Here is a 17,528-nt window from a genome sequence, read left to right as displayed (position 1 = left end):
CAAGCACAGCGTTTTGCCGCGGAGCGAAGCGAAGCCAGCAAGCTCAGCTCAGCTCTCCTTGAGTCCCCAGCGCTGGCGCAGGCTGTTGTCGGCGAAGTTGAAGAGCTGGTCGATCAGGATGCCGATCACCAGGACCACGATGATGTAGCTGATCACCAGGGCGCTGTCCGACAGATCGCGGGCGTTCTGCATCCGCACACCGATCGAGACCGTGCCCGGCACGATGACCAGCAGCTCACCGGCCATCAGGCTGCGCCAGGAGAACGCCCAGCCCTGCTTGAGGCCGGAGACGAAGGACGGCAGTGACGCCGGCAGGATCAGGTGCCGGTACTGGGCCAGGCCCTTCATGCCCATCACCTTGCCGACCCGCAGCCAGGTTCGCGGCACGTAGTCGATGCCGCTGATCAGGCCGTTCGCCACCGAGGGCGTGGCGCCGAGGACGACCACGAACATGATCGCGCTCTCGCCGAGCTGGAAGAGCAGGATGGCGAGCGGGAACCACATGATCGACGGCATGGTCTGCAAACCGGTGATCAGCGAGCCGATCGCGGCTCGCAGCGGGGCGAACCGGGAGACCGCGGCGCCGATCACCGTGCCGATCACCACGGCCAGGAAGAAGCCGGTGATCGCCCGGGTCATCGTGAGGCGTACGCCGTCCCAGAAGTCGGCCGTGGTGACCAGGTCCTTGAGCACCGCGAAGACGTCGAGCGGAGCGGGCAGCACGTAGATCGGCTTCCACTCGGCGAGTACGGCCGCCTGCCAGATCCCGACGACGATCGCGATAGCGAGCAGCTTCGGCCAGGTGCTGTTCCAGATCCGCTTGCCGAGCTTGCCCTTCTCCTTCTTCGGGCCGAGCTCCAGCGCGTCCAGGCCGCTGACGCGGTCGGCGGCGGCCAGGTCGGCGGCCTCGGGCTCCCGGGGCGGCGGGAACGCGTCCGGGGCGAGGCCCTGGACCGCGGCCTTGGTGGCGGAGTGCTCAGTTGGCATGGCGGGCGACCTCCGCGCGGAGCCGGTCGGTGATCTCAGCGGCCTGGCTCGAGACCTCGGTGGAATCGATGCGCCGGGGGCGCGGGTGGTCGATCTTGAAGTCCTCGATGACCCGGCCGGGGCGGCTGCTGAGCAGGACCACCCGGTCGCCGAGGCGGACCGCCTCGCGCACGTTGTGGGTGACGAAGAGGACCGTGAGCTCCTGCTCGCGCCAGATCCGCTCCAGCTCGTCGTGCAGGATGTCCCGGGTCATCGCGTCGAGCGCGCCGAACGGCTCGTCCATCAGCAGGACGTCGGCGTTCTGGGCGAGAGCCCGGGCCAGGGCGACGCGCTGCCGCATGCCGCCGGAGAGCTCGTGCGGCCGCTTGCCGCCCAAGCCGCCGAGCCGGACGATCTCCAGCAGCTCCTCGGCGCGCTTCCTGCGTTCGGCCTTGCCGATGCCCTGGAGGCGCAGCGGCAGCTCGATGTTGCCGGCCACCGAGAGCCAGGGGAAGAGCGCGGCCTCCTGGAACATCAGCGCGACGTGGCGGCCGCCGATGTCCAGGCTGCCGGTGGTGATCTTGTCGAGGCCGGCCACCAGCGAGAGCAGCGTGCTCTTGCCGCAGCCGGAGGCGCCGAGCAGGCAGACGAACTCTCCCTGCTGGACGTCGAGTGAGATGTGGTCGAGGGCGAGCAGAGCATTGCCCCCCGAGCCGTACACCTTGGTGACGTCGTCGATACGGACAACCGTGCTCATACTCGCCCTCCCATCGATGCGATCCGTCAGGACGCCGCGGCGTCGCTGACCTCGGGCTGACCGTCCGCCTTGAGCAGCTCGTTCAGCGGGCCGAGGTCGTAGATGCCGTTCAGGTCGACCGGCTTGAGCAGTCCGACGTCCTCCGCGTGCTTCGCGCTGGTGTAGAGCGAGGACGCGATCGGGTCGTGGGTGAACTTCAGGTTCTTGAACGCGGCGGCCAGGATCTCCGGCTTCAGCGGCTTGCCGGTGAGCGCCTCGATCTGGGCGTTCGCGGCGGTCTGCGCGTCGGCGTTGTTGTCGTTGATGTACTTGACCGACGAGATGTGGCCCTGGAGCAGCTTCTTGACCGTGCCGGGGTACTCCTTCAGGAACTTCTGGCTGACGATCAGGTGGGTGGTCACGAACTCCTGGTTCGGCCAGAGGGTCTTCTCGTCGACCAGGACCTTGCCCTTGGACTCCAGGATCAGCTTGCTGTAGTTCGGCTCGGGCACCCAGGCGCCGTCGATGGTGCCCTGCGCGAAGGCCTGGATCGCTGTCGCGTTGTCCTGCGGCAGGACCGAGACGTCGCCGCCGCCGTTGGTGTCGGCGTTCAGCCCGTTCTCCTTGAGCCAGGCGCGCAGCGCGACGTCCTGGGTGTTGCCGAGCTGCGGGGTGGCGATCTTCTTGCCCTTGAGGTCGGCCGCGGAGTTGATGCCCTCCTTGACCACCAGGCCGGCGCCGCCGGAGGTGCTGCCCGCGATGATCTTCAGGGCGGTGCCCTTGGAGGTGGACCAGCCGTTGATGGCCGGGTTCGGGCCGATGTACGTCGCGTCGATCGCGCCGGAGAGCAGCGCCTCGATCGCGGCCGGGCCGGCGTTGAAGGTCTTGGTCTCCAGGGTGGTGGCGCTGCCGAGCGCCTCCTTGAACAGACCCTTGTTCACGCCGACCAGGGCGGGGGCGTGGGTGATGTTCGGGAAGTAACCCAGGTTGATCGTCTTGGCTTCGGCGGCTGCTCCGCTCGTACCCTCGGCGGTGTTGTCGTCGTTCGAACCGCAAGCGGCCAGCGCGGTGGAGGCCGCGACAGCGGCCGTGGCAAGGGCGAGCGCACGTATGGTGCGGGAGCTCATGCTCACTCCTAGTTCTTCTTCACGGAGTTCAGGGAGAGTTCGGCCAGGGTCTTGTGGTCGACAACGCCCTCGATGGCCGCCTCGACGGCGATCCACACGTCGTGCAGCGCGGTCGCCGCACCGTGGTAGGTCGCCGTTGATGTGGGTAACCCCCGGACGGTGGTGAGGGCACCCCCGACGGCGCGGACCACGTCGCCGACGGTGATCTCCTCGGCCGGGCGGGCCAAGGCGTACCCGCCGTCCACTCCGCGATGGCTGTGCAGCAGCCCGGCGCGGCGCAGGTCGAGCAGGATTCCTTGCAAAAAGCTGAGCGGGATGTCCTGGACGGCCGCCAGGCTGGCGGCTTTGACCAGGTGAGGGTGCTCGGAGGTGACCGCGAGCATCGCGCGTACGGCGTAGTCCGTGCGTGCCGAGACGTACACGACCGGCCGCCCCCTCCCGATTCTTTGTATTACCTATCTGCTGGATGGGAATACTGGACTAGATAGGTTTAGTGCGTCAAGGTGATCGGGGTAACAGCGCGCGACGCGAAAAGATCGGCGGATGCGGATATCGGTGCATTTACTCCGCGTCATCGGACCGCTACCCCCGCGCGGGCGGCTCGACTACCGCGCGGATCCGTGCCGACACGCTAGATTCGTACCGTGGCGCCCAGAATCAAGATCCCCGCGACGAAATATCCGGTCGAGCGATTCACCCTCGGCAATGGCCTCCGCGTGGTCCTGTCACCGGATCGCAGTGCTCCGGTGGTCGGCGTGGCCGTCGTCTACGACGTCGGCATCCGCAGCGAACCGGAAGGCCGCACGGGCTTCGCCCACCTCTTCGAGCACCTGATGTTCCAGGGCTCGGCGAACCTGGAGAAGCTGGCCCACTTCCGGCACGTGCAGGGTGCCGGCGGCACCTTCAACGGCTCCACCCACCTGGACTACACGGACTACTACGAGGAGCTGCCGTCGGGCGGCCTGGAGCGCGCGCTCTTCCTCGAAGCGGACCGGATGCGCGGCCCCCGGCTCACCGAGGAGAACCTGCGCAACCAGGTCGACGTGGTCAAGGAGGAGATCCGGGTCAACGTGCTGAACCGGCCGTACGGCGGGTTCCCGTGGCTCAAGCTGCCACCGGTGATGTTCGATACGTTCGCCAACGCGCACGACGGTTACGGCTCGTTCGAGGACCTGGAGAGCGCCACCGTCGAGGACGCGCAGGGCTTCTTCGACCGCTATTACGCCTGCGGCAACGCGGTGCTCTCGGTCGCCGGTGACTTCGACGTCGCCGAGGCGACCGCGATGATCGAGCGGCACTTCGGCGACGTGCCGGCCCGGCCGGCGCCGGAGCTGCCCGACTTCGCCGAGCCCGGGCTCACCGAGGAGAAACGCGAGACCTACATCGACCGGATCGCGCCGCTGCCCGCCGTGGCGGCCGGCTGGGGCGTGCCGGACCCGATCAGCGACTTCGACGCCTACCTGCCGTACGCGGTGCTCGCCGAGGTGCTCACCGACGGCGACGCCTCCCGGCTGGTGGAGCGGCTGGTCCAGCGCGACCGGACGGCCACCAACCTCGGCGGCTACCTCGGCTTCATGGGCGACGAGTACCAGGTGCGCAACCCCACCGCCCTGCTGCTGCAGGCCCACCTCCCGCCCGGCGGCGACGCCGGCAAGGTGCTGCAGACCATCGACGAGGAGCTCGACCGGCTGGTCACCGACGGCCTCAAGGCCGGCGAGCTGGACCGCACCCAGGCCCGGATGGCGACCCGGCTGCTGCAGGGCACCGACGACGTGCTCGGCCGGGCCCAGCCGATGGCCGTCCTGGAGTTGCAGCGCGGCCGGCCGGGGCTCCTCAACGAGCTGCCCAAGCTGGTCAGCGAGGTCACCGCCGAGAAGATCGTCGCCGCCGCGTCCACGCTGCGCCCGGAGTGCCGCGCCAGCATCGAAGTCATCCCGGGAGCGGGCCAGTGAGCATCAAGACCCTGCCGGACCTGGTTCCGGACGCCGAACTGCACCTGCCGCGCGAGGCGGAGCGCCGGTTGTCCAACGGGCTGACCGTGATCGCGATCCGCCGCTCGGCGGTGCCGCTGGTCGAGCTGCGGCTGCGCATCCCGTTCGGGCGCGCGCCGCTGGCCCCGGCCACGCTGCTCTCCCAGGCGCTCTTCACCGGCACCAGCGCGCTGTCCAGCATCGACATCGCCGCCGAGTTGCAGGCGGTCGGCGGCAGCCTGGCCGCCGGCCTGGACCCGGACCGGCTGCTGATCAGCGGAAACGCGCTGGCCGCCGGTCTGGATCGGACGCTGGAGCTGCTGGCCGGGGTGCTGACCGACGCCACGTACCCGGCGGAGGAGGTGGCGACCGAGCGGGAGCGCCTGGTCGACGGCATCCAGGTCGCCCTGAGCCAGCCCGCGCACCTGGTCCGGGTCGCCCTTCTCAAACGGATCTACGACACCCATCCGTACGCGGTGCAGACCCCCACTCCCGACGAGATCCGCGCGGTCGACCCGGCCGGCCTGCGCGAGCTGCACGCCGAGCGGGTCCGCCCGGCCGGCGCCACCCTCGTGCTGGTCGGCGACATCGACCCGGACCGGGCGATCGACGTCGCGGAGAAGGTGCTCGGCGGCTGGACCGGATCGGCGCCGGACGGCGTCATCCCGCCCACCCCGGAGATCCGGACCGGCCCGCTGCTGCTGGTCGACCGGCCGGGCTCGGTGCAGTCGTCGCTGCGGCTGGCGCTGCCCGGCATCACCCGGACCGATCCGGACTACGCCGCCTTCACGGTGGCCAACCTGATCTTCGGTGGGTACTTCTCGTCCCGGTGGGTGGAGAACATCCGCGAGGACAAGGGCTACACGTACGGTTCGCACTCCGTGGTCGAGCACTACGTGGCCGGGTCCACCTGGCAGGGCGCGGCCGAGGTGGCCACCGAGGTGACCGGGCCGTCGCTGCTGGAGACGCTCTACGAGCTGGGCCGCATCGCCAGCCTCCCGCCCGGCGAGGAGGAGCTGGAACAGGCCCGCCGGTACGCGCTCGGCACCCTGCGCCTCGGCATGTCCACCCAGTCCGGGCTGGCCGGCCTGGCCAGTGTCTATGCGGGCTTCGGGCTGCGCCTGGAGCACCTGCGCGAGCACTCGGAAGCGATCGCCGCTGTCACTCGTGAGGAGGTGTTCGCGGCCGGAGCGCGGTACCTGGCGCCCTCCCGTGCGGTTACCGTGGTGCTCGGCGACGCCGACAAGATCGAGTCGCAACTGTCCGTACTGACGGCCGTGGAGCGCAGCACAGAGTGACCGAACCTGAACAGCCAGACCTGGGGGAGCAACCCGGTACCCCGCCGCTGGCCCGTACCACCCTGGACCGCGCCGCGCACCGGCGTAAGGACGACGCCTGGCTCGCCGAGGCGTGGACGCGCGGTCAGGTCCTCGTGGTCGACCTCGACAAGGGCGGCCGCGCCCTGGTCTCCGACCGTCCGGACGGCGGCGTCGCACTGGTCCTGGTGCCGTCGTCCGAGGCGCCGGAGGCCGAGCGCTGGTTCCTCGGCGAGGATCTCGACGGCACCCCGATCTGGACCGTTGACGCCCCCGTCACGGCCTCCGGGGGCCGGCGCGCGTCGACCCTGCGGGAGATCGGCCACTTGCTCGACGACCGGGACGCCGGCCTGTTCACCGCGGCGGCGGCGCTCGGCAACTGGCACCGCAGCCACGCCTTCTCGCCGCGGACCGGCAAGCCCACCACCACGGTGGAGGCCGGCTGGGCCCGCGCCGACGCCGACGGCCAGCTGATGTGGCCGCGGACCGACCCGGCGATGATCGTGCTGGTGCACGACGGCGCCGCCGGGCCGTCCGGCCGCTGCCTGCTCGGGCACAACGCGGCCTGGCCCACCGGGGCGGACGGCGTGCGGCGGTTCTCCTGCCTCGCCGGTTACGTGGAGCCGGGCGAGTCGGCCGAGGCGGCGGTGGTCCGCGAGGTGCAGGAGGAGGTCGGCATCCGGCTGAGCTCACTGCGCTACGCGGGCAGCCAGTCCTGGCCGTACCCGGGTTCGCTGATGCTCGGCTTCCACGCCGTCGCCGATCCCGCCCAGGCGTTGCGCCTCGACCCGGAGGAGATCGACGAGGCGCACTGGTTCTCCCGGGACGCGATCGCCAAGATGATCGCCGGTGGTTACGTCGATCCGGAGAGCGGCGTGCCGATGAGCCTGCCGATGCGCTCATCGATTGCCTTCTATCTAGTCGAGAAGTGGCTGCACGGTTAACAGAAAGTTTTTCTGATTGGGTGGCAACCAACTCGGTGCCTCGCGGCGTCTTGGATACAAAGACGAGAGGGGAACCGATGACCCAGGTGGAAGCCCCGGCGTGGACGCCGATGTCCGCGGAGGAGCGGGAGGCGTTCGAGCGCGATGGCTACATCATCGTGCCGTCGGTGCTCAGCGAGAGTGAGATCGAGGCCGGTCGGGCCGCGATCCTGGGGTACTACGAGAAGATGAAGCCGGAGGGTGGTGCCCTGCACCAGCTCTCCCCGGTCGCCCACGTGCCGGAGCTGGCCTTCCTGCTCGACCACCCCCGAGCTTTCAAGTACATCTGGTCGCTGCTGGGCTGGAACGTGCATGTGTACCACTCGCACATCGACGTGCACCCGCAGATCCACGAGAAGCAGAAGGACTGGTGGCACTGGCACCAGGACGGTGGCCGCCAGAACCGGGAGATCGAGACCGACCCGCGCCCGATGATGTCGGTGAAGCTGGCGTACTGGTTCTCCGACGTGAGCGAGACCGGCCGGGGCAACTTCACCGTCCTGCCGGGCAGCCACAAGACCAACTGGCTGCCCGGCCCGCCGAGCCGTGGCGTTCCGTGGCCGCAGCCCGAGGGTGCCGTCCAGATCACGGCGAACCCGGGTGACCTGGTCGTCTTCGACCGGCGCATCTGGCACGCCCGGTCGGACAACTACTCCGACATCACCCGTGTCGGCGCGTTCTTCGGCTACACCCCGCGCTGGATCGCGATCCGCGACGAGGTCGCGGACCTGCCGACCCGGCCGGAGTGGAACGGCTTCACCGAGGTGCAGAAGCAGCTGCTCGGCGGCTTCGGCAACGGTGACGGTGACCACCAGTGGGGTCACTACCCGGAGACCACGCCGCTCTACGGCGCGCTCAAGGAGCGGGGCCTGCTCGACTCGAGCATCCCTGCGCTGATTCCCTGATCCGCACACGAAAAAGGGGGCCTTGTGACAAAGGCCCCCTTTTCGGCGTCTCAGGCGGAGATCGTCGCCAAGTGCTGCTTCACCTGCACGATCGACGGGTTGGTCAGCGCCGACCCGTCGTCGAACTTCAGCGTGGGCACGGTCTGGTTGCCACCGTTCACGCTGCGCACGAACGCGGCCGAGGCCTCGTCCTGCTCGATGTCCACGACGTCGTAGGCGATGCCCTCCCGATCGAGCTGGCTCTTCAGGCGGTGGCAGTACCCACACCAGGACGTCGAGTACATGGTCAGCATCGGTCAGGCTCCTTCGATCCAGGTCACACGGCGGTGCGGCTGAGAAGCACAACGCATCCGAGGGGTGTCATGATTCCCTACCGTGCGGAGTGAAGCGGTGCTGGCCGGGCTGGATCCGGAGCAGCGGACGGCGGTGACCGCCCCCGCCGGCCCGGTCTGCATCCTGGCCGGCGCCGGCACCGGCAAGACCCGGGCGATCACCCATCGGATCGCCTACCGGACGTCGTCCGGGGAGATCAGCCCGCGGCACGTGCTCGCGGTCACCTTCACCGCCCGCGCGGCCGCCGAGATGCGCGCCCGGCTCACCGCGCTGGGCACCGCAGGGGTGCAGGCCCGCACGTTCCACGCCGCCGCCCTGCGGCAGGTCCGCTACTTCGCCCCCCGGCTGCTCGAGGGCCGGGGCATGCCCGAGCTGATGGAGAGCAAGGTCAGGGTGGTCGGTCTGGCGGCGGCCCGCGCCGGGGTACGGGCGGACCGCGCCGCCGCCCGCGACCTGGCGAGTGAGATCGAGTGGGCCAAGTCGTCGCTCGTCGAGCCCGGTGAGTACGCCGTGGCAGCCGCCAAGGCGCTGCGGGAGCCGCCGTTCGAGCCGGCCCGGGTGGCCGAGGTCTTCGCCGCCTACGAATCGCTCAAGCGCCGTCAGGGCGTGATCGACTTCGAGGACCTGCTGCGCGCCGCGGTCTGGGGGATCGAGGAGCACCCGGACGTGGCCGAGCAGATCCGCGCCCAGTACCGGCACTTCGTGGTCGACGAGTACCAGGACGTCAACCCGCTCCAGCAGCGCCTGCTGGAGGCCTGGCTGGGCGGGCGTGACGACCTCACCGTGGTCGGCGACGCCAGCCAGACCATCTACTCGTTCACCGGGGCGACCTCCGGCTATCTGATCGACTTCCCGCGCAAGCGCCGGGACGCCGTGGTGGTCCGGCTGGTCCGCGACTACCGCTCGACGCCGCAGGTGGTGGGTCTCGCCAACGCGGTGATCCGGCAGGCCCGGGGGACCGAGGCGAAACTGCGCCTGGAGCTGGTCGGGCAGCGGCCGGCCGGCCCGGAGCCGGAGCTCAAGATCTTCCCGGACGAGCCGGGGGAGGCGGCCGCGGTGGCCCGGCGCTGCCGTGAGCTCATCGCGTCCGGCACGCCGGCCAGTGAGATCGCGGTGCTCTTCCGGACCAACGCGCAGTCCGAGGCGTACGAGGAGGCTCTGGCCGAGGCCGAGGTGCCGTACCTGGTCCGGGGCGGGGAACGCTTCTTCGAGCGGGCCGAGGTACGGGGAGCGATGGTCGCGCTGCGCGCCGCCGTGCGCTCGATCCCGGGCGAGACGCCGCTGGTCCAGGCGGTCGTGGAGGCGCTCGCGGCGACCGGGTGGAGCCGTCACCAGCCTCCGCCCGGCGGCGCGGCCCGTGAGCAGTGGGAGGCGCTGGCGGCGCTCGTCACGCTCGCCGAGGAGTACGCCGCGACGCCGGAGATCCTGCCGATCGGCGAGGCCGGGCGGGTGCAGCGGGAGGTCTCACTCTCGGCGTTCAACGACGAGCTGGCCCGCCGCGCCGAGCAGCAGCACGCGCCGACGGTGGCGGGTGTGACGCTCGCCTCGCTGCACTCGGCGAAGGGCCTGGAATGGGACGCGGTCTTCCTGGTCGGCCTCGCCGACGGGACACTGCCGACGACGTACGCCAAGACGCCCGACCAGCTCGAGGAGGAGCGCCGGCTGCTCTACGTGGGTGTCACCCGGGCCCGCCAGTGGCTCTGGCTGTCGTACGGGCAGTCCCGCGCCCCCGGTGGCCGTCCGCGCCGCCCGTGCCGCTTCCTCCCGCAGCTGAGCCGGTCCGGCGGGCCGTCCGCGGACCGGGGTGAGCGCGGGATCGGAAGTCGGAAACCCGACCGCCGCCGCCCGCAGGTCTCCTCGTGCCGGATCTGCGGGGCCACGTTGCTGGCCGGCGCGGACCGGAAACTGGGCCGCTGCCCGACCTGCCCGTCGGACCTCGACGAGGACCTGTACCAGCGCTTGCAGGTGTGGCGGGCGACCACCGCCGCGGAACTCAAAGTTCCTGCTTACGTGGTATTCACCGACGCCACGCTGGTGGCCATGGCGGAGCGTCGCCCGGCCGATCCGGCGCAACTGCTGGCGATCGCCGGTATCGGGCCCCGGAAACTGGGTCAGTACGGCGAGGCGGTCTTCGCTCTGGTGGCCGGGGCGAGTCCAGATGATCTTGCCCAGAAAAACTTCGAAAGTTAGTCCGTTAATTCGTTTGCCCTCTGCTGTAGGGCAGGCATAGCCTCAGATCACACCTTGGCGAGCGGGGTTCTGCCCGCCAAGTCAAGGACACGAGTGCAGGTAATGGAGGAGGTGGCAACGATGAAGCTCAACACGATGACAGTTCCGTCGATGCTGCCGACCGCTGCCCGCATTCTGTGCCCCGTCATGCCCGCCCCGCTGGCCGTCCCGGCCGCTGAGCGGTTCGTGGCTCCGTTGGCGCACCAGGCTCTCGTCCAGTCCGAGCTGGGCAAAGCCGTTCTGGTGCTCGTCGACGGAAACAAGGGGACCACTGGGTTCACTGGCAGCAACGCCTCCATCTCCCGTAAGCGCTACACGGATGGTGGCAGCGGTGTCCCGCCTCGAGGAAGGCCGGTCTAAACAGACCTCCGGCTCACCTCGAGGCCGCGGAACCCGTAACCGGGATCCGCGGCCTAATTTTTTGCCGGCTCACCGGCCGGTGCGTAGATGTATCGCGATCATTCAAGATCGAGAAGAAGAGAGAGGTGACCGGGCTTTATGAGTCTGGCGCTGGCCCCACTCGACGTGACCGTCGAGCTCGAGGCAAACCTGCCCTGTCGGAAGTTCGACCCTGACCTCTGGTTCTCTGACACTCCGGGCCAGCTGGAGCTGGCCAAGTCGCTCTGCGGGGACTGCCCGCTGCGCGTCGAGTGCCTCGCCGGCGCCGTGGAGCGCAGCGAGCCCTGGGGTGTCTGGGGTGGAGAGATCTTCGAGCGTGGAGCAGTGGTTCCGCGCAAGCGGCCCCGTGGCCGTCCCCGCAAGGTCGACGTCGCGCGCGACGCCGAGCTTGCCGTCGAGGTCGAGGAGCGGCTCGCCGCGAACGGTCTCGACACCCGCAGCTCGGTTCGCCTGGCTGCTTGAGATGCACTCCCTCCCCATGACCGTGATCGATATCCGAAAGCCGAGTAACGAGATGAACCCGAGCGTAGGAAACAAGATGAGACTCATCCACGAAGCGTTATCGAGGGCCCGAATGCCGAGGCCTCAGAGTGACCGTGCACCTGAGGCTTACCGCGCCGCTCGCCGTATCGCCATGGAGGCCCGTCACCGGGCCGCTCGCGAACTAGGCGGACTCTGACCCGTAACGTCGTTCTCCTCCACAGATGATTGAAGGCCCGTCCGCTGATGCGGACGGGCCTTCCGGCATTTCGCTGCTTTACTCGGCGAAGCCCGGCAGCCACTCCAGGAGGATCTCCCGGTACGCCGCCTCCGCCTCCAGCTGGCACAGGACGCCGATCGAGCCGAGCGTGACCCGGTGGATCAGCAGGTAGGACGGCGGCAGGTTGAGCTTGCGGCTGAGCTGGTACGCCGGTGACCGGGGACTGGCGAGCCGGGTCGCCTCACCACGCAGCCAGGTCCGGCTGAACCGGAATCGATCCACCGCGATCGGCTCGATCATCGGGAGCAGGAACTCCAGCACCGCCTCGGCGTCGATCTCGTCGTCGGGCTTGATGAAGCCCTCGTCCCGCAGGCCGTCGACCACCGCCTCGGCCCGGCCCTCGAGGGCGAGCCGGACCAACCGGCCCACCGGTTCCGGCATGCCCTCCGGCAGACGGGCGACGGCGCCGAAATCGATCACTCCGAGCCGGCCGTCGGCGAGCATCCGGAAGTTGCCGGGGTGGGGGTCGGCGTGCAGCAGCCCGGCCCGGGCGGGTGCGGAGAAGTGCAGGGTCGCCATCAGCCGGCCGGCCGCGTCGCGTTCCTCGGTGCTGCCCCCGGCGATCACCGCGGCCAGGGGAGTCCCGTCGACCCACTCGGTGACCAGGACACGAGGAGCCGACGCCACCACTCGGGGCACGAAGATCTCCGGGTCGTCCTGGAACGCCGCGGCGAAGGCCCGCTGGGCCTCCGCCTCCATCTCGTAGTCGAGTTCCTCGATGACCCGCTCGCGCAGCTCGGCGATGAGCGGTTTCACGTCGATGCCCGGCTGGATGATTTTGAACATGCCGGCCAGCCGGGACAGCTGTTTCAGATCAGCGACGAGCGCGTCGCCGGCGCCCGGGTACTGCACCTTCACGGCGACCGGCAGCAGCTTGGGTTTCGCGTTGCGGCGGGCCGGCGGCAGTTTCCAGACCGCCCGGTGCACCTGGCCGATGCTGGCCGCGGCGGCCGGGCTGTCGTCGAACTCGGCGAAGTTGTCCCGCCAGTCCGGCCCGAGTTGCTCGGCGAGCGCCTTGTGCACGCTCGCCACCGGCATCGGCGGCGCTGCCTCCTGCAGTTTGGTCAGGGCCTGCCGGTAGGGCCCGGCCATCTCGTCGGGCAGGGCGGCCTCGAAGACCGACAGCGCCTGCCCGAATTTCATGGCGCCGCCCTTGAGCTGGCCGAGGACGCTGAACAGTTGCTCGGCGGTGCGCTGCTGGATGTCCGCGGAAATGACGTCGGAGGCGATCCCGACGGCACGCTTGCCCAGGCCCAGCGCGGTCCGCCCGGCGAAGCCGAGCGGCAGCGAGGCCAGCTTGGCGGTCCGGGACGCCGCGCGGCGGGGTATGTCCGTCACCAGATCATTGTGACCGACTTCCGGCGGCTACTCTGCCTGTCGTCTGGTGGTTTTGGGCTTATGTGGTGAAGGTCCGGTAAAGGATCGTGCCCGCGGCTGACAGTCGCAGCCCGGATGCGGGGGCCAGGTGCGGCGGCGGAACCGGCCCGGCGTGGTGATCTCGACGGAGGCGCCGAGGGTCTCCGGCGCCCGGCCGTCGAGGTGGGCGAGAACCTCGGCGGTCGCGTACGCGGTGGCGGCGAGGAGGGTGGCGACCGTGCACGGTTCGGTGTCCGGGCCGGTCGTCGCGAGCGTGCCCGGCCAGCCGGCGTCCCGATCCTGCCGGTGCAGGTCGACGCAGCGCAGGCAGGGCGACCCGCCGGCCGGGACGAGCGGGCCGATCACCGCGGCGCCGTCCCGGATGGCCACCGCGAGGTGCGGCTGACGGCGTGCGGCGTGCCCGGCGGCGATCAGCGCGGCCGGCTCGTCGTGTGCCAGCTGGACGACCAGGCCGGCGGGCATCCGGCGGGAGCCGTGCACGTCCGTCCCGGGAACGGCGCGCAGGACGGCGGCGGCGACAGCGGACCGGCGCGGGCTCCCGGTGTCGGCGGAGCCGAGCGGGCCACCGGTTATCTCCGCGGCTCCGACCACGCCGGAGAGGTCCGGGTGGACGTGCCCCACGCCGGCCTCGGCGAGCGCCACCGCGATCGGGGCGCCGAGCCGGCCCCGCCCGCTGAGCACCACGCGGGCCGCCTGCCGGCGGCGCAGCACCCGGGCCGGGGACGGCTGATCGTCCGGCCGGGTGGCGGCGCTCAGGGCCGGGGACGGCTGATCGTCTCGCCGGGTGGCGGCGCTCAGGGCCAGCGCGGCGGCCTCACCGGTGAGCCGGGCCCGAACCTCGGGCGACAGGGCCGGAGGCAGCAACGCCGCGCCGGGCAGCACGAGGCCGGCCCGGTGCAGCAGGTCGAGCAGCACGCGCACCTCGTCCGGCGGCACGCCGAACTCCGCGGCCCGGACCAGAACGGCACGCTCGGAGCGGACGCCGTCGAGAAGATCGAGAACCCGGGCGGCCCGGGGATCCGGCAGCTTCAGAACCACGGCGTGCGCCGCGTCCAGCCCGAGCTGCAACTCGCCGGGGCCACGCCAGATGCGGGGCAGCCCGGGGATCAGGGTCGGCCGCGACAGGGCCGGTCGGGATGGGGCCGCTCGGGATGGGGCCGCTCGGGATGGGGCCGGCCGGGGGAGAGACGTCCGGGACATGAGTGACAGGTTGTCATGGTGGCACTGCGGAGCGCTGATGTTATCCACAGGCCCGCACAGGCGCGGGCAGCGTTGTCCACAGCCTGCCCGGAGTTATCCACAGGACGCCCGTTAACTCAACGTGGTCGGGCGACCACGGTTACGGCTCTGCCGGAAAGAGCCGGAAAACCGCCCGGTTCACCGGGCGGTTTTCACGACGCTGTGATCAGGATGCCTTGGCTTTACCCAGAATCCGGTTCATGGTGGTCCCGCAGACCGGGCACTTGCCCTTCGCCATGTTCATGCCGGTCTTGGAGACTTCCACGTTGCCCTGGAAGTCGCGCTTTTCCTTGCACTTCACGCAGTAGCCGTTGTATGTGGTGTCGGCCACGGTTCCTCCTCGTCGTGTCGTCGGCCGCTCAGCCCGGTGCCTTGTTCGCGGCTACGGGTGCGAACCTGTCTGCGGCGCTGGACCGCGCGGCCACACGGATGTGGCCACCCGTCCGGGGCGGTCACTTACCCAGGTCAGGCCGGTTCCATGTCAACGCAGCGTCGGCGGTGTCACCGACGACGTGAGTGTGCCGGTGCGAAGTGTCCTTTTCCGCCAGATTTGCCGGGACACGCCGACGACCCCCATCAGAAAGGCGTAAAGCGGGCCTGTGGTCCGCCGGAAGCCTGAGTCGACGATGGTCTAGTTTGACGGATGTCTTCGATGTTGCCGCTGAGGAAAATTTTTTCGGGTATATGCGGCCGAAGTGCACATTTTCGGAGACGGTCATTGCCCGTACTCTTGCGGTGACCAGGGGCTGGCGGATTAGCGTCTCAACGTGAACCCGAATCTGGGCTGCGCGAGCCGGTAATGACCGCCCGCACGCGCAAGCCTGTCGTTGAGGTGCGGCGTAGTCAGCGCCGGCGCCGGACGGTGTCCGCGTATCGCGACGGTGAGCGCGTCGTCGTGCTCATCCCCGATCGGTTCTCGCGCGCCGAGGAGACCGAGTGGGTGGAGCGGATGCTCGCCCGGCTGGCCGCCCGCGAGGAGCGCCTGAGGTGCACCGACGCCGAGTTGCTGGCCCGGGCCCGGCGGCTGACCGCGCGCTACCTCGCCGACCACGCGGACGTCGTGGTCCCGGCCAGCGTCCGGTGGGTCACCAACCAGAACGGCCGCTGGGGTTCCTGCACCCCGGACGACGCGACCATCCGGATCTCCCACCGCATCCAGGAGATGCCCGAGTGGGTGATCGACTACGTGGTCCTGCACGAACTGGCGCACCTGGTCGTGCCGAGCCACAACGCCCGCTTCTGGGAGCTGGTCAACCGGTTCGGGAAGGCCGAGCGCGCCCGCGGTTACCTCGAGGGCGTCTCCGCTGCCGGCAACCTGGAGATGGCCGAGCACTAAGCTGGCGTCCGTGGTGCGGCGCGTGGTGGTGACGTTGCTGGTCCCGGTCCCGTGGAGCCCGCCGGGTGTGGACCTGCGGGCCTGGCGTGCGGCCCTGGCCGAGGACGTGGTCGACCTGCTCGCCCGGCTCGCCGCGGCCGACGCCGCGATCGCGGCCGGACCGGGCGACCGGGAGCTGGCCGACGAGATCGCCTGGCCCGGGATGAAGATCTACGACGTGCCGTCGCCGACCGTCCTGCCGGTGCTGGCGTCCGCCGCGGCGGACGGTTACGACCAGGCCGCGGTGATCGCCGCCGACGCGCCGGATGTGCCCGGCATGACCCTCGGGAAGCTCCTGCAGCCGCTGGACACCAGGGCGGTGGCGGTGGCGCCCGGCGGGCCGGCCGGCGGGCTGCTCGGCGTCGCCGCCAACCTGCCCGCGCCGGAGTGGCTCCTCGACCACGACCTGGACACCGCCACGCCGCAGCGGCTGCGCCGGACCGCGCCGGCGCCCGGCGAGGTCACCTCGACCGCGCAGTGGCGCCGCCTGCGCGGCCCCGCCGAGCTCGCGACTCTCGACCCCGCCTTGGAGGGCTGGGAGAACACCCGGGCCCTCCTCGGCGGCTGAGGGACTCAGTCCTCGGTGGGCCCGTCGCCCAGGTTGTCGAGCTCGCTGATGTCCCAGTCGGAACGGCTCTGCGCGAAGGTCTCCGGGTTGGAGAAGTCCTCGTCGGTGGGGAGCAGGTCGGGGTGGTCCCAGAGCGCGTCCCGCCCGGCGGTGCCTCGATGCTCGGCCACCGACGCCCAGAGCGCTCCGGCCTCGCGCAGCCGTCGCGGCCGCAGCTCCAGGCCGACCAGGGCGGCGAAGGTCTGCTCCGCGGGACCGCCCGCGGCCCGGCGGCGCCGGAACGCCTCGCCGAGTGCGGCCACCGACGGCAGCCGGTCCGCCGCGGCGGCGTCCACCACGTGACCGACCCAGCCCTCGACCAGCGCGAGCGCGGTCTCCAGGCGAGCCAGGCTGGCTTTCTGCTGCGGGGTGTCCTCGGGCGTGAAGATGCCCTCGAGAGCCATCTGCTGCATCGACTCCGGGTCGCTCGGGTCGACCCGGCTCATCGCGTCCTCGATCGCCTCGCGGTTCACGGTGATGCCGTTGGCATAGGTCTCGACGGCGCTCAGCACGTGCGCCCGCAGCCACGGGACGTGCCCGAAGAGCCGCTGGTGGGCCGCCTCGCGCAGGGCCACGTAGAGGCGGACCTGGTCCTCGGGGAGCTCGAGGCCGGAACCGTACGCCTTGATGTTGGCCGGCACCAGCGCGGCCGTGCCCGCCGGTCCGAGCGGAAGCCCGATGTCGCCGGCGGAGAGCACCTCCGCGGCGAGCTGGCCGAAGGCCTGGCCGAGCTGGCCGCCGAAGAGCGCGCCGCCGAGGGTGGCCACCATCGACTGCATCGGGCCGAGCTGAGCGCGGGCCTCCTCGGGCACGAGGTCGCCCATGGCGCCCACCATGCGGCCGGCGATCGGCTCGCACAGCTTCTTCCAGACCTCGAGGGTGTTGTAGATCCACTCGTTGCGGTTCCACGCGACGGCCTTGTGGATGCCGCTCGGAAGGGCGGTGATCGGGTCGAGCCAGAGGTCAGCGAGCCGCAGAGCCTCCTCGACCTGGTGTCGTTCCAGCATGTTCACCGCTGGGTCGCCGGTCGCGGAGAGCTGGCTGGCGGCGACCTGCCGGGCCAGGTCCCAGTTGACCGGGCCACTGCCGGGCGCGGCGAACATCTGCTGCAGCTGCGCCATGAACTGCTGCATCTGCTGCGGGTCGGAGGGGTCGGGCGGCTGAGCGCCCGGCAGGGAGAAGCCGAACGGGATATCAGGCACGACC

The 17,528-nt window shown here is 70.5% G+C and carries 18 protein-coding genes; 9 read left to right on the top strand and 9 right to left on the bottom strand.

Annotated elements, in window-relative coordinates; genetic code table 11:
* Positions 1-48: 48 nt before the first annotated feature.
* The 4 genes from AB0F72_RS15260 to AB0F72_RS15245 are packed head-to-tail and all read right to left on the bottom strand — an operon-like array spanning position 49 to position 3,251.
* Positions 49-987: an ABC transporter permease gene (locus tag AB0F72_RS15260; protein ID WP_360430631.1), complete on the bottom strand. Its 939-nt coding sequence runs from the start codon at positions 985-987 to the stop codon at positions 49-51.
* Entirely contained in the window at positions 977-1,723 is a 747-nt protein-coding gene (locus tag AB0F72_RS15255) for an ABC transporter ATP-binding protein (protein ID WP_360430629.1), read from the bottom strand. The genes AB0F72_RS15260 and AB0F72_RS15255 overlap by 11 nt, the downstream gene beginning before the upstream one ends.
* 26 nt (positions 1,724-1,749) lie before the next feature.
* Positions 1,750-2,829, bottom strand: a complete 1,080-nt coding sequence (locus tag AB0F72_RS15250; protein WP_360430627.1) for an ABC transporter substrate-binding protein — start codon at positions 2,827-2,829, stop codon at positions 1,750-1,752.
* An 8-nt stretch (positions 2,830-2,837) separates the two neighbouring features.
* Complete coding sequence (locus tag AB0F72_RS15245; RefSeq protein WP_360430625.1) at positions 2,838-3,251, bottom strand: Rrf2 family transcriptional regulator; 414 nt, start codon at positions 3,249-3,251, stop codon at positions 2,838-2,840.
* 222 nt (positions 3,252-3,473) lie between these two features.
* Between AB0F72_RS15245 and AB0F72_RS15240 the strand changes: the two genes are divergently transcribed.
* The 4 genes from AB0F72_RS15240 to AB0F72_RS15225 all read left to right on the top strand — a co-directional run bounded on the left by AB0F72_RS15240 (position 3,474) and on the right by AB0F72_RS15225 (position 8,003).
* Complete coding sequence (locus AB0F72_RS15240; RefSeq protein WP_360430623.1) at positions 3,474-4,781, top strand: pitrilysin family protein; 1,308 nt, start codon at positions 3,474-3,476, stop codon at positions 4,779-4,781.
* Positions 4,778-6,097, top strand: a complete 1,320-nt coding sequence (locus tag AB0F72_RS15235) for a pitrilysin family protein (RefSeq protein ID WP_360430621.1) — start codon at positions 4,778-4,780, stop codon at positions 6,095-6,097. Before AB0F72_RS15240 ends, AB0F72_RS15235 begins: the two co-directional genes overlap by 4 nt.
* On the top strand, positions 6,094-7,059 hold the full coding sequence (gene nudC / locus AB0F72_RS15230; protein WP_360430619.1) for an NAD(+) diphosphatase: 966 nt from the start codon (positions 6,094-6,096) through the stop codon (positions 7,057-7,059). Before AB0F72_RS15235 ends, nudC begins: the two co-directional genes overlap by 4 nt.
* 77 nt (positions 7,060-7,136) lie before the next feature.
* Positions 7,137-8,003, top strand: coding sequence for a phytanoyl-CoA dioxygenase family protein (locus AB0F72_RS15225; RefSeq protein ID WP_360430617.1), 867 nt, complete (start codon positions 7,137-7,139; stop codon positions 8,001-8,003).
* 50 nt (positions 8,004-8,053) lie between these two features.
* Here the strand turns inward: AB0F72_RS15225 and AB0F72_RS15220 are convergent, their stop codons facing one another.
* Positions 8,054-8,296 (bottom strand): mycoredoxin, encoded by a 243-nt coding sequence (locus AB0F72_RS15220; protein WP_014447439.1) that lies wholly within the window; start codon positions 8,294-8,296, stop codon positions 8,054-8,056.
* Positions 8,297-8,378: 82 nt separating this feature from the next.
* Between AB0F72_RS15220 and AB0F72_RS15215 the strand changes: the two genes are divergently transcribed.
* The 3 genes from AB0F72_RS15215 (at position 8,379) to AB0F72_RS15205 (ending at position 11,426) form a co-directional block, all read left to right on the top strand.
* A complete protein-coding gene (locus AB0F72_RS15215) occupies positions 8,379-10,526 on the top strand; it encodes an ATP-dependent DNA helicase UvrD2 (protein WP_360430614.1) in 2,148 nt (715 codons plus the stop codon).
* 120 nt (positions 10,527-10,646) lie between these two features.
* Complete coding sequence (locus AB0F72_RS15210; protein WP_360430612.1) at positions 10,647-10,925, top strand: hypothetical protein; 279 nt, start codon at positions 10,647-10,649, stop codon at positions 10,923-10,925.
* Between the two features lie 138 nt (positions 10,926-11,063).
* Positions 11,064-11,426 (top strand): WhiB family transcriptional regulator, encoded by a 363-nt coding sequence (locus tag AB0F72_RS15205; RefSeq protein WP_360430610.1) that lies wholly within the window; start codon positions 11,064-11,066, stop codon positions 11,424-11,426.
* A gap of 295 nt (positions 11,427-11,721) precedes the next feature.
* Here AB0F72_RS15205 and AB0F72_RS15200 read toward each other — a convergent pair whose 3' ends face one another.
* The 3 genes from AB0F72_RS15200 to AB0F72_RS15190 all read right to left on the bottom strand — a co-directional run bounded on the left by AB0F72_RS15200 (position 11,722) and on the right by AB0F72_RS15190 (position 14,671).
* Positions 11,722-13,062, bottom strand: coding sequence for an AarF/ABC1/UbiB kinase family protein (locus AB0F72_RS15200; RefSeq protein WP_360430608.1), 1,341 nt, complete (start codon positions 13,060-13,062; stop codon positions 11,722-11,724).
* A gap of 27 nt (positions 13,063-13,089) precedes the next feature.
* Positions 13,090-14,226: a hypothetical protein gene (locus AB0F72_RS15195; RefSeq protein WP_360430769.1), complete on the bottom strand. Its 1,137-nt coding sequence runs from the start codon at positions 14,224-14,226 to the stop codon at positions 13,090-13,092.
* 280 nt (positions 14,227-14,506) lie between these two features.
* Entirely contained in the window at positions 14,507-14,671 is a 165-nt protein-coding gene (locus AB0F72_RS15190) for a DUF5679 domain-containing protein (RefSeq protein WP_014447433.1), read from the bottom strand.
* 468 nt (positions 14,672-15,139) lie between these two features.
* On the opposite strand from AB0F72_RS15190, the gene AB0F72_RS15185 reads away from it, so the two are divergent.
* Positions 15,140-15,676 carry a M48 family metallopeptidase gene (locus AB0F72_RS15185; protein ID WP_014447432.1) on the top strand — a complete coding sequence of 179 codons (537 nt, stop codon included), beginning with the start codon at positions 15,140-15,142 and terminating at the stop codon, positions 15,674-15,676.
* 10 nt (positions 15,677-15,686) lie between these two features.
* On the top strand, positions 15,687-16,283 hold the full coding sequence (locus AB0F72_RS15180; RefSeq protein WP_360430606.1) for a hypothetical protein: 597 nt from the start codon (positions 15,687-15,689) through the stop codon (positions 16,281-16,283).
* Between the two features lie 5 nt (positions 16,284-16,288).
* Here the strand turns inward: AB0F72_RS15180 and AB0F72_RS15175 are convergent, their stop codons facing one another.
* A complete protein-coding gene (locus AB0F72_RS15175; protein WP_360430604.1) occupies positions 16,289-17,524 on the bottom strand; it encodes a zinc-dependent metalloprotease in 1,236 nt (411 codons plus the stop codon).
* Positions 17,525-17,528: the final 4 nt, after the last annotated feature.

The organism is Actinoplanes sp. NPDC023936 (assembly GCF_040639325.1).
In the GTDB taxonomy this organism is placed as follows: domain Bacteria; phylum Actinomycetota; class Actinomycetes; order Mycobacteriales; family Micromonosporaceae; genus Actinoplanes.
This window is presented reverse-complemented; position numbering and strand designations above follow the sequence as displayed.

Coding starts and splice junctions, on each gene's coding strand:
- AB0F72_RS15250 (WP_360430627.1), bottom strand. CDS start 2,829: ATGAGCTCCCGCACCATACGTGCGCTCGCCCTTGCCACGGCCGCTGTC.
- AB0F72_RS15255 (WP_360430629.1), bottom strand. CDS start 1,723: ATGAGCACGGTTGTCCGTATCGACGACGTCACCAAGGTGTACGGCTCG.
- AB0F72_RS15220 (WP_014447439.1), bottom strand. CDS start 8,296: ATGCTGACCATGTACTCGACGTCCTGGTGTGGGTACTGCCACCGCCTG.
- AB0F72_RS15225 (WP_360430617.1), top strand. CDS start 7,137: ATGACCCAGGTGGAAGCCCCGGCGTGGACGCCGATGTCCGCGGAGGAG.
- AB0F72_RS15210 (WP_360430612.1), top strand. CDS start 10,647: ATGAAGCTCAACACGATGACAGTTCCGTCGATGCTGCCGACCGCTGCC.
- AB0F72_RS15185 (WP_014447432.1), top strand. CDS start 15,140: ATGACCGCCCGCACGCGCAAGCCTGTCGTTGAGGTGCGGCGTAGTCAG.
- AB0F72_RS15260 (WP_360430631.1), bottom strand. CDS start 987: ATGCCAACTGAGCACTCCGCCACCAAGGCCGCGGTCCAGGGCCTCGCC.
- AB0F72_RS15205 (WP_360430610.1), top strand. CDS start 11,064: ATGAGTCTGGCGCTGGCCCCACTCGACGTGACCGTCGAGCTCGAGGCA.